The organism is Xanthobacter sp. 126 (assembly GCF_000526175.1).
Taxonomy (GTDB): domain Bacteria; phylum Pseudomonadota; class Alphaproteobacteria; order Rhizobiales; family Xanthobacteraceae; genus Xanthobacter; species Xanthobacter aminoxidans.
In genome coordinates this window covers 3,916,471-3,930,103 of record NZ_JAFO01000001.1, presented here as the reverse complement: position 1 = coordinate 3,930,103, position 13,633 = coordinate 3,916,471, and the positions used below count along the sequence as shown (strand labels likewise).

General features: G+C 67.3%; 11 protein-coding genes. All 11 read left to right on the top strand.

Annotation, left to right across the window (positions count from 1 at the left end; genetic code table 11):
- Positions 1 to 85 precede the first annotated feature (85 nt).
- The 11 genes from XAN126_RS26490 to XAN126_RS0118615 all read left to right on the top strand — a co-directional run bounded on the left by XAN126_RS26490 (position 86) and on the right by XAN126_RS0118615 (position 13,595).
- Positions 86 to 1,045 carry an ABC transporter ATP-binding protein gene (locus tag XAN126_RS26490; protein WP_197024125.1) on the top strand — a complete coding sequence of 320 codons (960 nt, stop codon included), beginning with the start codon at positions 86 to 88 and terminating at the stop codon, positions 1,043 to 1,045.
- Complete coding sequence (locus XAN126_RS0118655) at positions 1,045 to 1,878, top strand: ABC transporter permease (RefSeq protein WP_024280099.1); 834 nt, start codon at positions 1,045 to 1,047, stop codon at positions 1,876 to 1,878. The genes XAN126_RS26490 and XAN126_RS0118655 overlap by 1 nt, the downstream gene beginning before the upstream one ends.
- A gap of 1 nt (position 1,879) precedes the next feature.
- Complete coding sequence (locus XAN126_RS29135) at positions 1,880 to 2,290, top strand: hypothetical protein (protein ID WP_245272286.1); 411 nt, start codon at positions 1,880 to 1,882, stop codon at positions 2,288 to 2,290.
- Entirely contained in the window at positions 2,287 to 2,667 is a 381-nt protein-coding gene (locus XAN126_RS29130) for an ABC transporter permease subunit (RefSeq protein WP_245272285.1), read from the top strand. The genes XAN126_RS29135 and XAN126_RS29130 overlap by 4 nt, the downstream gene beginning before the upstream one ends.
- A gap of 35 nt (positions 2,668 to 2,702) precedes the next feature.
- On the top strand, positions 2,703 to 3,149 hold the full coding sequence (locus tag XAN126_RS29125; RefSeq protein ID WP_245272284.1) for a proline racemase family protein: 447 nt from the start codon (positions 2,703 to 2,705) through the stop codon (positions 3,147 to 3,149).
- 14 nt (positions 3,150 to 3,163) lie between these two features.
- Positions 3,164 to 3,796, top strand: a complete 633-nt coding sequence (locus XAN126_RS29120; protein WP_245272283.1) for a proline racemase family protein — start codon at positions 3,164 to 3,166, stop codon at positions 3,794 to 3,796.
- A gap of 68 nt (positions 3,797 to 3,864) precedes the next feature.
- Entirely contained in the window at positions 3,865 to 4,758 is an 894-nt protein-coding gene (locus tag XAN126_RS0118640) for an NAD-dependent epimerase/dehydratase family protein (protein ID WP_024280098.1), read from the top strand.
- Between the two features lie 279 nt (positions 4,759 to 5,037).
- A complete protein-coding gene (putA, locus tag XAN126_RS0118635; protein WP_348550913.1) occupies positions 5,038 to 8,721 on the top strand; it encodes a trifunctional transcriptional regulator/proline dehydrogenase/L-glutamate gamma-semialdehyde dehydrogenase in 3,684 nt (1,227 codons plus the stop codon).
- A 362-nt stretch (positions 8,722 to 9,083) separates the two neighbouring features.
- Entirely contained in the window at positions 9,084 to 10,952 is a 1,869-nt protein-coding gene (locus XAN126_RS0118625; protein ID WP_024280096.1) for a DEAD/DEAH box helicase, read from the top strand.
- Between the two features lie 546 nt (positions 10,953 to 11,498).
- Positions 11,499 to 12,647 carry an alkene reductase gene (locus tag XAN126_RS0118620; protein ID WP_024280095.1) on the top strand — a complete coding sequence of 383 codons (1,149 nt, stop codon included), beginning with the start codon at positions 11,499 to 11,501 and terminating at the stop codon, positions 12,645 to 12,647.
- Between the two features lie 147 nt (positions 12,648 to 12,794).
- Entirely contained in the window at positions 12,795 to 13,595 is an 801-nt protein-coding gene (locus XAN126_RS0118615) for an SDR family oxidoreductase (RefSeq protein WP_024280094.1), read from the top strand.
- Positions 13,596 to 13,633: the final 38 nt, after the last annotated feature.

Below are 13,633 nucleotides of genomic sequence, written 5' to 3'. Positions count from 1 at the left end.
CAGATCCGGAGCCGTCGGATGAGCACCTCCATCCTCACCCTCAGTGGGCTATCCAAGTCGTTCTGCGGACAGCCGGCGCTGACGGATATCGAGCTGGACGTCGAGCTGCGGCAAGGCCACGCTGCTGCGCTGCATCGCCGGCTTCCTCACGCCCGACGCCGGCACCATCCACCTCGCGGGCAAGGATGTGACGCGGCTGCCGCCCTATCGGCGCCCGCTGAACACCGTTTTCCAGAACTACGCGCTGTTCCCGCACCTCACCGTCGTGGAAAACGTCGCCTACGGTCCGCGCCGGCAGGGGGCCGGCAAGGCGGAGGCCGCGCGACGCGCCACCGAGGCGCTAGACCTTGTGGGCCTGACCGGTTTCGATGATCGCCTGCCCGCACAGCTGTCCGGCGGGCAGCAGCAGCGCGTCGCCCTGGCACGCGCCATCGTCAACCGTCCGCAATTGCTTCTGCTCGACGAGCCCCTGAGCGCGCTTGATCTGAAGCTCCGCAAGAAGGTCCAGACCGAACTCAAGCGGATCCAGCACCGGCTGGGCATCGCCTTCCTGTTCGTAACCCACGATCAGGAGGAGGCGATGGTGCTGGCCGACCGGATCGTGCTGATGAGGGGCGGACGCATCGAGCAGATCGGCCGCGGCCAGGACATCTATGCCCGCCCGGCGACCCGTTTCGCCGCCGATTTCATCGGCGATGCCAATCTGATCCCGGTCGAGAGGCACGGCGACGGCAGTCTGTCGCTGCTCGGCGGCACGATCACCCTGCCGGCCTCGTCGGAATATCCGCAGGCCGCGCTCACGGCCGTGCTGCGGCCCGAGGATGTTGTCGTCATGACGGAGCCGGCTCCGGGGCGTCTCGCTCTGCCGATCGTCGTGTCCGACATCGCCCATGTCGGGAGCCATGCCATGGCCTCCCTCGCTCTGGGCGGCTCCACACTGACCGCCCGGCTCGCCCCGTCGGCCCTGGCCGGGCTGACCACCGGCCAACTCGTCTTCGCGAACATCCGCGTCGCCGATCTGCGCCTCGTGACGGGGGATGCGTGATGCGCGGTACGCTGCGCCCGGTCCTCTTGCTCTGCATCCTGCCGGCGGGCTTTTTCATCGCCTTCTTCCTGGCGCCGATGGCGGTGGTCCTGATCGCGAGTCTGACGACCCCGAAAGGGCTGCCGACACTCTCGCACTACGTCCGCATCCTCGCCGACGCCTATCACTGGAACGTGCTGTGGGTGACATTCCGGATCAGCATCCTGACCACGCTCGCCTGCGTTCTGATCGGCTACCCGCTCGCCTGGTATCTCGTCCGCGTCATCCAGTGGCGGCCCTGGCGGCGCGCCCGCCTGATCCTGCTGGTCGTGCCGATGTTCACCAGCAACATCGTGCGCTCCTTCGGCTGGATGGTGCTGCTCGTCCGCAACGGCCTCGTCAATGACGGGCTGATCGCAGTCGGCCTGATCGAGCGGCCCATGCGCTTCCTCGGCACCGAGCTCGGCATCCTGATCGGCCTCATCTACACCCTCCTGCCGTTCATCGTCCTGACGGTCGGCAACGCCCTCGCGAAGGTGGGCGAGGCGGTGGAGCTGGCCTCGGCCGATCTCGGCGCGACGCCCGCGGATACGTTCTGGCGGATCATCTTCCCGCTCAGCCTGCCCGGCCTCATGTCCGGAGCGGTCATGGTCTTCATGCTGGCGGCGAGCGCCTATGTCACGCCGGCCCTGCTCAGCGGGGGCCAGATCACGGTCTTCTCCATGCTGATCTTCCAGCAATACAGCTCGGTCTTCGACTTCAACTACGGCGGTGCCCTGAGCATGACGATGCTGGTGATGACGCTGGCGCTCGTCACCATTGCCGGCCGGCTCAGCGAGCCAAGGAGGACATGAGATGGTTTCGGCTCTCGTCCGCATTGTCTCGTTCGCCGCGCTCGCCTATCTCGCGCTGCCCCTTGTCGTCCTGGTCGGGGCATCACTGACCACGACCAGCTTTCTCGCCTTTCCGCCGCGGGGGCTGACGCTGTCCTGGTACAGCAAGATGCTGGGCGACCCGTCCTATGTCTCGGCCTTCCTGCTCAGCACGCAGCTGGCGGTGGCCGCGACCATCCTGGCGGTGTTTCTGGCCGTGCCTGCGGCCATCGCCATCGCGCGTTATCGGTTCATCGGACGCGGCCTGTTCACGGCAACGCTGATGTCTCCGCTCATCCTGCCGCATGTCGTGCTCGGCGCCGCGCTGTTGCAGTACGGCGGCGCATCGGACTGGTGCGCAGCTTCCCGGCGCTGCTGGTCGGACATGTGGTGATCATCATGCCCTTCGCGCTGCGGGCTGCGCTGCCGCAGCTCAGCGACGACCAGCTCGTCCTGGAGCAAGCCTCCGCCGATCTCGGTGCCCCGCCGCCGACGACCTTCTTCCTCGTGACCCTGCCGCAGATCCGCAGCGGGGTCGCCAGCGGCGCGACCTTCGCCTTCATCGCGTCGTGGATCAATGTCGAGCTCAGCATCTTCAACACTACCGCCGAGCTGACCACGATCCCGGTCCAGTTGTTCAACTACGTCCAGTACTCGATCGATCCGACGATTGCCGCCGTCTCCGGCCTGACGATCATCGTCGCCGCGGTCGTCATCGTGCTGCTCGACCTGACCATCGGCCTCGACCTGCTCTCGGAGCGGAGCTGCTAACTCATCCCGCCAATTGTTGTCCCGAGGAGTCCACAATGCGCCTGCAGAATGTCTTCGACGTCATCTATACGCACACCGAGGGCGAGCCCCTCTGCATCATCCACAGCGGCATCCCCTATCCCGCCGGATCGAGCATCCTGGAGAAGCGCCGTTACCTTCAGGAAAACTACGACTGGGTGCGCTGCGCGCTGATGCGCGAGCCCCGCGGGCACAAGGACATGTTCGGCGTCTTCCTCACGCCGCCGTCCAGCCCCGAGTACGATGCCGGCCTGATCTATATCGACGGCACGCAATATTCCCACATGTGCGGCCACGGGACCATCGCCATCGGCATGGCCATGGTCGCACTCGGCCTTGCCCGGCGCGGCGAGAACGGCCGCACCACCATCCGCTTCGAAACCACCGCCGGGCTGGTGACGGCCGAGGTCGCCAACGACGGCCCGCAGGTGCTGTGGACGCGCTTCGAGAATGTCCCGGCCTAGTCGCGGCCCAGGACGTGCCGTTCGATTTGCCCGGCATCGGCTCGCTCAAGGCCGATATCGTCTGGGGCGGCAATTACTTCGGCATCATCGATTTGCGCGGCACCTCGCTCAGGATTTCGCCGGAAAACGGGTCCCAGTTGTCGCAGCTCGGCGTGATCGCGCGAGAGCAGTTGCGTCAGAAGGTGGGAACCCGGCACCCCGCTTCGAGCCACATCGACAATTTCAACTTCGTCACCTTCTGGCACGAGCCAACGATCGAGGGCGCCTTCTACAAGAACGTCCACGTCTTTTCCGCGGGACAGCTGGATCGCTCCCCGGGCGGCACCGGCACCAGCGCGATGATGGCGATGTTCGAGGCGCGCGGCGAGCTGAAGATGCACCAGCCGATCCGCTCCGAGGGACTGATCGGGTCCGGGACCTTCGAGGGCTGCCTCATCGGCGAGGCCAACCTGAATGGCACCCGAGCGGTGCGCCCGACCGTGAAAGGCACCGCGGGCTGCTGGGCACAGCGCGCTGGACGATCAACCGCGAGGATCCTGTGGATGCCGGCTTCCTCGTCGCATGAGACGGCCCACGTCGGCCGCAACGCCCCGTGCGGCCCGCGGCGATGCGATGACATCCGACGGCGCCCTGCCGCAGGGCGGTGACGTCGCCCGCCTTGCCCGACGTGGACCGCCCTGCGTTCCGGCGGAAGAGCCGTAATCGGAGGTTGAACATGAAGGTATTCATCACCGGGATCACCGGCTATCTCGGCGGTTCGGTGGCCTCGCGCCTGAAGGCCGAGGGCGCGACTGTCACCGGTCTTGTCCGCCGCGCGGATCAGGCGGAGCTGATGGAAGCTGCCGGGTTCCGGAGCGTGATCGGGAGCCTCGATGACGGCCGGCTCCTGGCGTCCTCGGCCGCCCTCGCCGATGTGGTCGTCAATGCTGCCAGTTCGGATCATGCCATGGCTGTCAATGCCCTGATCGAGGGCCTCGCGGGCACCGGAAAGACCCTGGTTCATTCGAGCGGATCCAGCCTGATCGCGGATGATGCGCACGGTGAGTATGGCGACCGGATCCACGATGAGAGCACGCCGCTCATGCCGGTTCCGCAGAAAGCCCACCGGCTCGCCATCGACACGGCCGTGCGACGCAGCGCCTTGCGGGGGCTTCGGCCGATGGTTATTTGCAACAGCCTCATCTATGGCGAGGCGCTCGGCGCCAAGAAGGACAGCATCCAGATCCCGTTTCTGGCCGCTCAGGCCAGCCGATCCGGTGCCCGCTACATCGGGCCCGGACGGAACATCACCTCGTCCGTCCATATCGACGACGTCGTACGGGCCTATCACCTGGCCATTGAGCGCGGCCGGTCGGGCGCGTTCTATTTCGTCGAGAGCGGGGAGGTTTCGTTCGGCGACATGGTCCGTCTCCTCAACCGCCTGCACGGGCATCCGGCTGATGGCAGCTGGACCATCGACGAAGCGTCGGCGGTTCTGGGCAATGAGAAGGCCCGCTTCACTTTTGGATCGAACACCCGGATGAGAGGGATCGCGACCCGGCACGATCTCGATTGGATGCCGAAGGGGCCGACCGCCCTCGCGTTCCTGTCCGACCGGTATGCAAAGTAGAGCTGGCCACTGCCGGTCCCGGCCGGAAAGGCCGTCCGCTGCCCTTTCCCGGTGCAGCGAGATGCGCGCCGGGGCGGCACGTTCGACATCGGCGGGCAGACGAACCTCGTGAAGCACTTTCGGCCCTTTGCTATGCGGGCCATCCTTACGGTCGTCACCGTCGGACCGGAAAATCTGAACGGCCCAGCAAAGCACAAGATCCCGGATGCGCGGCAAGCATCCACATTTCGATGATCCCCTCTTCGCTGAGTGTGCTTGATGTCGAACACGATAACTTTCATGACCGACGGGGAAGCTCTCGCACCCTTCGCAGGCTTCGCCCCCCCAATCCGCCCGCAGGGCGACCTGCGTTGCGCGATTTCTGCGGCCTGCCGCCGCCCGGAAACGGAGTGCGTGCCGCCTCTTCTGGCGGCAGCCACCTTTCCGCAGGAGACAAAGGACGCGATCGCCCGGACCGCGCGAGATCTCATCAGCGCCGTGCGGGCCAAGCGCAGAGGAGGCGGCGTCGAGGGGCTGGTGCAGGAGTATTCGCTCTCCAGCCAGGAGGGCGTGGCCCTGATGTGCCTTGCGGAAGCGCTATTGAGAATTCCCGACAACGCCACGCGGGATGCGCTCATCCGCGACAAGATTTCCTCGGGCGACTGGAAATCTCACCTCGGAAGCGACCGTCCGCTGTTCGTCAACGCCGCCACATGGGGGCTGCTTGTCACTGGAAAGCTGACATCCACGGTCAACGACCGCGGCCTTTCCGCGGCACTGGGCCGGGTGATCGCAAGATGCGGCGAGCCGGTCATCCGCCATGGCGTGGACATGGCCATGCGCATGATGGGCGAGCAGTTCGTCACCGGCGAGACCATCGACGAAGCGCTCAAGCGGACCCGTCCGTTAGAGGCGCGTGGCTTCCGCTATTCCTATGACATGCTCGGCGAGGCCGCCATCACGGCGGAGGACGCGCAGCGCTACCTTGCGGATTACGTGAACGCCATTCACGCCATCGGAACGGCGGCGGACGGGCGGGGCATCTACGACGGCCCGGGGATTTCCATCAAGCTCTCCGCGCTGCACCCCCGCTACAGCCGCGCGCAGGTGGAGCGCGTCATGGCCGAGCTGCTGCCACGGGTGCGTGGCCTCGCAGTCCTGGCGCGTCGCTACGATATCGGTCTCAACATTGATGCGGAGGAAGCGGACCGCCTGGAGCTCTCGCTCGACATCCTCGAGGAACTCAGCCTCGACGAGAGCCTCAAGGGGTGGGACGGTCTGGGCTTCGTGGTCCAGGCCTATGGAAAGCGCTGCCCCTTCGTCCTCGATCACATCATCGATCTGGCGCGGCGCTCCGGACGCCGCATCATGGTGCGGCTGGTCAAGGGCGCCTATTGGGATGCCGAGATCAAGCGGGCACAGGTTGACGGGCTGAAGGACTTCCCGGTCTACACGCGGAAGATCCACACCGACGTCGCCTATATCGCCTGCGCGCGGAAGCTGCTGGATGCGCGCGACGCGGTATTTCCGCAGTTCGCCACCCACAACGCCCAGACGCTGGCGACGATCTATCATCTGGCGGGGCCGGATTTCCGCGTCGGCCAGTATGAGTTCCAGTGCCTCCACGGCATGGGCGAGCCGCTGTATGACGAGGTGGTCGGTGCCCAGAATCTCGATCGGCCATGCCGGATCTACGCGCCCGTCGGCACCCACGAGACGCTGTTGGCCTATCTCGTGCGGCGGCTTCTGGAAAACGGCGCGAACTCCTCGTTCGTCCACCGGATTTCGGACCCGAACGTCTCGGTCGACGACTTGGTGGTCGATCCCGCCGACCTTGTCCGGGGGATGCCCGTCATTGGGGCGCCGCACGATCAGATATCGCTTCCCGGCGCGCTCTTCGGGCACGAGCGGTTGAATTCCGAAGGCATCGACCTGTCCGACGAACCGTCGCTTGCGCGGCTCTCCCGCGCGCTCGGTGCGGGCGCTCGCCTAGGCCTGCATGCGGTTCCGCTGCTTTCGGAGGGCTCGGATGCGGGCGATGCGCGCGCGATCCTGAACCCGGCCGATCACACGGATACCGTGGGCATGGTCACGGAGTTGCCCCTTGAGGCCACCGCGCGCGTGGCGTGCCTCGCTGCGGATGGCGCACCGGACTGGGCGGCCGTGTCGCCCGATGCGCGCGCCGCGTGCCTGGAACGCGCCGCCGACATCATGCAGTCGCGCATGGAAGCCCTCATGGGGATCCTGATGCGCGAGGCGGGCAAGTCGGCGGCGAACGCCGTTGGGGAAGTGCGCGAGGCCATCGATTTCCTGCGCTACTACGCCGACCAGGCCCGCCGGACTCTGGGGCCGTCGCACATGCCGCTCGGTCCGGTCGTCTGCGTCAGTCCGTGGAACTTCCCGCTGGCGATTTTCACCGGCCAGGTCGCGGCGGCGCTCGTCGCCGGCAATCCGGTCATGGCGAAGCCCGCCGGAGCCACCCCGCTGATCGCGTTCGAGAGCATCCGGATCCTCCATGAAGCCGGCGTGCCACGCGGCGCCCTCCAGTTCGTGCCCGGCAGCGGGCGTTTCGCGTCCGCGCTCATCGCGGCGCCGGAAACGGCGGGCGTGATGTTCACGGGCTCGACCGAAGTGGCACGCCTCATTCAGGCGCAGCTTGCCGAACGCCTGTCCTCCACCGGCAAGCCGATCCCGCTGATCGCCGAGACCGGCGGGCAGAACGGCATGATCGTGGACTCCTCGGCGCTCGCCGAGCAGGTGGTCCCTGATGTCATCGCCTCGGCGTTTGACAGCGCCGGGCAGCGCTGCTCCGCGCTTCGCGTCCTCTGCCTGCAGGAGGAGGTGGCAGACAGGACGCTGCGCCTGCTCAAAGGCGCGCTGAGGGAGCTTGCGATCGGCCGCACCGACCGGCTGAGCGTGGACATCGGCCCCGTCATCTCGCAAGGCGCCAGAGACGAGATCACCGCGCACATCGAACGCATGCGCGGGCTTGGATGCGGCGTGGAGCAGCTCGACCTGCCCGCCACCGCTGCACGCGGCACCTTCGTTCCCCCAACGATCATCGAGCTGCGAAGCCTCTCGGACCTCACGCGGGAGGTGTTCGGGCCGGTGCTGCATGTCATCCGCTATCGCCGGGACGAGCTGGACCGGCTGATCGACGACATCAACGCTTCGGGCTACGGGCTGACCTTCGGCCTCCATACGCGCCTCGACGAGACGATCGAGCACGTGACGAGCCGCATCAAGGCTGGAAATCTCTACATCAATCGCAACATCATCGGCGCCGTGGTCGGCGTCCAGCCGTTCGGCGGCCGGGGCCTGTCGGGAACCGGCCCGAAGGCCGGCGGCCCGCTTTACGTCGGACGGCTCGTTCGGAAAGCGCCGGCGCCGCTGCTGCAGGGCACGACACACACCGACCCGGCGGTGCTCGATTTCGCGAGCTGGCTCAGCCGCAAGGGATTGCGCACGGAGGCCAACGCGGCGCGGGAGTTCGCGGTGCGCTCCGCGCTCGGGGTGGAGAAGGAGCTCGCCGGCCTGGAAGGCGAACGCAACCTCTACGCGCTCCACCCGCGCGGCCTCATCCTCCTTGTGCCGCAGACGGAGCGGGGCCTCTACCGCCAGATCGCCGCGGCTCTCGCGACCGGGAATCTCGTTGCCATCGATGCCGCTCCCGGACTGCACGGTGCGCTTTCCGATCTCCCGGCCGCCGTCGCCGCACGGATTAAGCTGAGTTCGGATTGGCAGGCCGACGGACCATTCTCAGGTGCCCTCATCGAGGGCGAGGCTGAGCGCGTCCGTACGGTGAACCTCAAGATCGCGACGCTCGGCGGCCCCTTGGTGCTGGCCCAATCCGCGTCGACACAGGACCTGCTCAACGAACCCGATGCCTATTGCCTCAACTGGCTGATGGAGGAGGTCTCGACATCCATCAATACCGCCGCCGCGGGAGGAAACGCCAGCCTGATGAGTATCGGATTATCATAAGGTCCGCTTCGGACGCGGTTGTTGTATTTTAAAGATGCATATCAGGCCGGCTCTACGATCAGACCTTGGTCATCGTCACCACGGGCTTGAAGGAGGGCGTCGCGCTCGGCGTTCTCGGTGAAGTTCGCTTTGCCCATCGGGGCCTCCATACCTCAAAATTCAGGGAAGGAGGCGTGCAGGAAACCGGGGGCTGTTGGTCCCGGGGCGGGGCGCAGCTTTACGAAAACGATGCCATGTGCCTTAGAAGCGCACCCTGGCGGCTGTGGCGTCTTGGCTCCCGGGGTATTAGGAAGGCGTTCCACATGCTTTCCGACGGCTACCCTTCGACGCCTGACGATACTGCGAGATAGGCGGACCCAGCCGTGCCCTTCCTGACGACAAATCCGGCGCTCGCCCGCTCCCTGGCGGAAAAAGACTACGACAATCCGACGCCGGTGCAGCTCGCCGTGCTGGCGCCCGAGGCGTCAGGTCGCGATCTTCTCGTGTCGGCCCAGACCGGTTCCGGCAAGACGGTCGCCTATGGCCTCGCCATGGCCGAGACGCTGCTGGGCACCGCGGAGCGTTTCGAGTTCGCGAGCGTGCCGCAGGCGCTGGTGGTGGCCCCCACACGGGAACTGGCGTTGCAGGTCCAGCGCGAGTTCGCCTGGCTTTACGCAGCGACCGGAGCCCGCATTGTCTCCTGCGTCGGCGGCATGGACCCGCGCCAGGAGCAGCGCCTGCTGGCGCGGGGCGCCCACATCGTCGTCGGCACGCCCGGCCGCCTGCGCGATCATCTGGAACGCGGCCGCCTCGATCTTTCGGCGCTGCGCGTGGCCGTGCTCGACGAGGCCGACGAGATGCTCGATCTCGGCTTTCGCGAGGATCTCGAGTTCATTCTCGACGCCACCCCGCCGGAGCGGCGCAGCCTGCTGTTTTCCGCAACTATGCCGCGGGGGATCATCGCGCTCGCCAAGCGTTACCAGCGCGATGCCTTGCGCATCGAGGTGGCGGGGGCGGAAGGCGGGCACGCCGACATCGAGTACCGCACCATGCGCGTCGCGCCGACCGAGGTCGAGCACGCGATCGTCAACGTTTTGCGTTATTATGATACCCCTAGCGCCATCGTGTTCTGCAACACGCGGGAGGCCGTGCGGCGTCTGCACGCCATGCTTCAGGAGCGTCAGTTCTCGGCCGTCGCGCTGTCCGGAGAACTGAGCCAGAACGAGCGCAACCATGCCTTGCAGGCGCTGCGGGACGGGCGCGCGCGGGTGTGTGTCGCCACCGACGTCGCCGCGCGGGGGATCGACCTGCCGAACCTCGGCCTCGTCATCCACGCCGACCTGCCCAACGATGCCGAAAGCCTTCAGCACCGCAGCGGCCGCACCGGCCGGGCGGGGCGCAAGGGCGTGAGTGTGCTGCTGGTGCCGCCGTTTCGCCGGCGCCGGGCCGAGGATCTCATGCGGGCGATCGGCATCCGGCCCTCATGGTCCGGCCCGCCCACCTCCGAGGACATCCGCAAGCTCGACCACGAACGGATGCTGAGCGATGCGGTCATCACCGATGAGCCGAATGAAGAGGATGCCAGCGCCGGCCTCGCGTTGCTCGCCGCGCATTCGCCCGAGCATCTGGCCGCTGCGCTGGTGCGCCTCTACAGGGCCGGCTTGCCGGCTCCGGAGGAGGTCGCCGATCCGGGTGAGCCCCGTGCCGCGCGCGACCGGGCGGCGGGCCGGGATTTCGACGGCGGCTCGGGCGCCGGCAGTGTCTGGTTCCGCCTGAATGTCGGGCGCCGCAACAATGCTGATCCCAAATGGCTGCTGCCCCTGATCTGCCGGCGCGGGAACGTGACGCGCAAGGATATCGGCGTCATCCGCATATCCGATGAGGAGACGGCTTTCGAGGTCAGCCTCGCCGCCGCCGATCGTTTCGGCAAGGCGGCCCGCAGGGCGGATGGCGACGATGTCGTCATCGAACTGTTGCCCGGCCAGCCTGCTGAGCCTTCGAAGCGGCCCGCCCGCGGGAAGCCGGCGCGCGGCTTTCTGCCATCCGGGGAGCCCCCCCGCGGCAAGACGTTTCGCAACAGGCCCGCGCAGGGGAAATCTGCCGATGGCAGGGCGGAGCACGGCAAGGCCGGGTTCGAGAAGCCGCGCGAAGCCAAGCCGTCTGGTCAAGGCAAAGGCGAGGGCCAGCGTAGAAGCGGGCGTCCGAACGCATTCGAGGGAAAGCCAAAAGGAAAGCCGACACGACGCTCGTGATGGTGTCCCCGGCGCCATTCTCCGGCGTTGACGGTCAATGCGTGGGGAGGGGGCGCCGAAAAGGGGGCCCGATCAGGACGCCGGGGCGGGCCGTGTCCGGGAGCAAGGCCTCGCGCCCCGAATGCCGATATGTGGAGAGGCGTCGAGGGCGCGACGCGGTGATGCGACGTTCGCGGCGAAGAGACGGCTGCCGCTCGCGACACCGCTGAGGCCGTCAGCGGCAGTGCTCAGGACAATGGCGCGGCCGGTGAACTTCCGGCCGCCGATGGTCGCTTGGGGGCGCGAGCAACTGCGGTTGCGCCCGCGGCCTTGATCTTCGTCGCCGCCTTCGGCACGCTCGCCGTGTCCTGCTGTCCCGACACGACCCTCCATGCCGTCACGATCCAACAGGCGGCCGCCTCGGCAAACGCTCCCCGCTTTGCTCTTCCGGGAGGCCGGTGTGTTCGTCCCGCCTTGACCTCTCGCCTGCAGCCAATTGTCCGCCCTGTCTTTCGCAGCCAGACGCCGGCCGAGGGCGGTTCTTCGTAGAGCTCCCGAAGAAGACCCATGCCCACCTTGTTCGATCCCATCCAGATGGGTGCCATCGCGGCGCCGAACCGCATGTTCATGGCGCCCCTGACCCGTGGTCGCGGCACGCGCGAGCATGTGCCCACCGCGCTCATGGCGGAATATTATGCCCAGCGCGCCAGCGCCGGCCTCATCATTTCCGAAGCCACCGGCATCAGCCGACAGGGCCTCGGCTGGCCCTTCGCGCCCGGTATCTGGAGCGACGAGCAGGTCGCCGCCTGGCGGCCGGTGACGGACGCGGTGAAGAGCGCCGGCGGGCGCATGGTGTGCCAGCTCTGGCACATGGGGCGGATCGTGCATCCGAGCTTCCTTGACGGCGCCAAGGCCGTTTCCGCATCGGCGACGACCGCGCCGGCCTACGCCCATACCTATGACGGCAAGCAACCCCATGCCGAGGCCCGTGCCCTCGATGCCGCCGAGATCCCCGGCCTGCTCAACGACTATTGCCGGGCGGCCCGCAACGCCCTGCTCGCCGGCTTCGACGGCGTGGAGATCCACGCCGCGAACGGCTATCTGATCGACCAGTTCCTGCGCGCCTCGGCCAATCACCGCACGGATGCCTACGGCGGCTCGATCGAGAACCGCGCCCGCCTGCTGCGCGAGGTGACGGAGGCCGTGGCCGGCGAGATCGGCGCCGACCGCACGGGCGTGCGCCTGTCGCCCAACGGGGAGAGCCAGGGCGTCAACGATCCCGATCCGGTGCCCCTGTTCCGCCACGCCGCTAAGATCCTGTCGGACATCGGCATCGCCTTCCTCGAACTGCGCGAGCCACCGCCGGAGGGCACCCGCGGCACGCCGGACCATCCGCCGGTCCACCCGGAGATCCGGGCTGTGTTCGACGGGCCGCTGGTGCTGAATTCCGATTTCGACGGCGCCCGTGCCATGGCCGCCCTGGAGAAGGACGAGGCGGACGCCATTGCCTTCGGCCGCGGCTTCCTCGCCAATCCCGATCTGCCCGCCCGCATCCGCCACGCGATTCCGCTCGCGCCGGACCACATGGAGACCTGGTACACGCAGGGGCCGGAGGGCTACACCGATTATCCCACCGCCGACGCGGGGCTGCTCGACGAGGCGCTTGAGGAGACCTTCCCGGGTTCCGACCCCATCGCCACCGGTGACTTCCGCTAGTTGCGGCAAGCGAGGGCTCGGCGTTCTCCGCCGAGCCTTTCCTCCCAAGCGGAAGACGCCCGCCGCGGTGTCTGTTGCAGCGGGCATTCCGTTTCGCCGATCGTCGGGGTATGAGCCTCAGCAAGATCATTCCACGACGAAACGGTCATGCCCGAAACCTCCATCTTCCCAGATCCCAAGGTTGCTCTAGTCACGGGCGCGGCGCGCGGCATCGGACTTGCCGTGGCGCGCAAGTTCATTGCCGACGGCTGGCGGGTGGCGCTGCTCGATATCGAGCCCCTGCTGCTCCAGGAGGCCTTCGCCGTCCTGGCTGAGCCCGAGCGCACGCTCGCATTGGTCTGCGATGTGGCTGATCCGGCGGCGGTCGCGGCCGCGGTTCAGGCGATCGACGCCCGGTTCGGTCGGCTCGATGCGCTGGTCAACAATGCCGGTATCGCCGTGTTCAAGCCCATTCTCGAGACGACGGACGCAGAGTGGAGCCGAGTGCTCGATGTCAACCTGTCCGGCCCGTTCAACTGCACCAAAGCCGCCGTGCCGCTGATCGCGCGTCAGGGCGTTGGGGCCATCGTCAACATCACGTCGATCTCCGGGCTGCGGGCCTCGACCCTGCGGGCCGCCTACGGCACCAGCAAGGCTGCGCTCGCGCATCTCACCAAGCAGCTCGCGGTGGAACTCGCGGGCTTCGGCATCCGCGTCAACGCGGTGGCGCCGGGGCCGGTGGACACCGCCATGGCGAAAGAGGTGCATTCGCCCGCGATCCGCGCCGACTATCACGACGCCATCCCGCTCGCCCGCTATGGGCTGGAGGAGGAACTCGCGGAGGCGGTTCTCTTCCTGTGCAGTGACAAGGCGAGCTACATCACCGGGCAGGAACTCGCCGTGGACGGCGGCTTCGACGCTGCGGGCATCGGATTGCCGACCCTGCGTGGAGCCGCCCGCCGCGGCTAACCTCTTGTTCCGGGCCGCGGACTCCTGACGCATCGATC

Excerpts from the sequence above, each read along its gene's own strand:
- XAN126_RS0118655 (WP_024280099.1), top strand. The coding sequence starts at position 1,045 with ATGCGCGGTACGCTGCGCCCGGTCCTCTTGCTCTGCATCCTGCCGGCG.
- XAN126_RS29135 (WP_245272286.1), top strand. The coding sequence starts at position 1,880 with ATGGTTTCGGCTCTCGTCCGCATTGTCTCGTTCGCCGCGCTCGCCTAT.
- XAN126_RS29125 (WP_245272284.1), top strand. The coding sequence starts at position 2,703 with ATGCGCCTGCAGAATGTCTTCGACGTCATCTATACGCACACCGAGGGC.
- XAN126_RS0118640 (WP_024280098.1), top strand. The coding sequence starts at position 3,865 with ATGAAGGTATTCATCACCGGGATCACCGGCTATCTCGGCGGTTCGGTG.
- putA (WP_348550913.1), top strand. The coding sequence starts at position 5,038 with ATGACCGACGGGGAAGCTCTCGCACCCTTCGCAGGCTTCGCCCCCCCA.
- XAN126_RS0118620 (WP_024280095.1), top strand. The coding sequence starts at position 11,499 with ATGCCCACCTTGTTCGATCCCATCCAGATGGGTGCCATCGCGGCGCCG.
- XAN126_RS0118615 (WP_024280094.1), top strand. The coding sequence starts at position 12,795 with ATGCCCGAAACCTCCATCTTCCCAGATCCCAAGGTTGCTCTAGTCACG.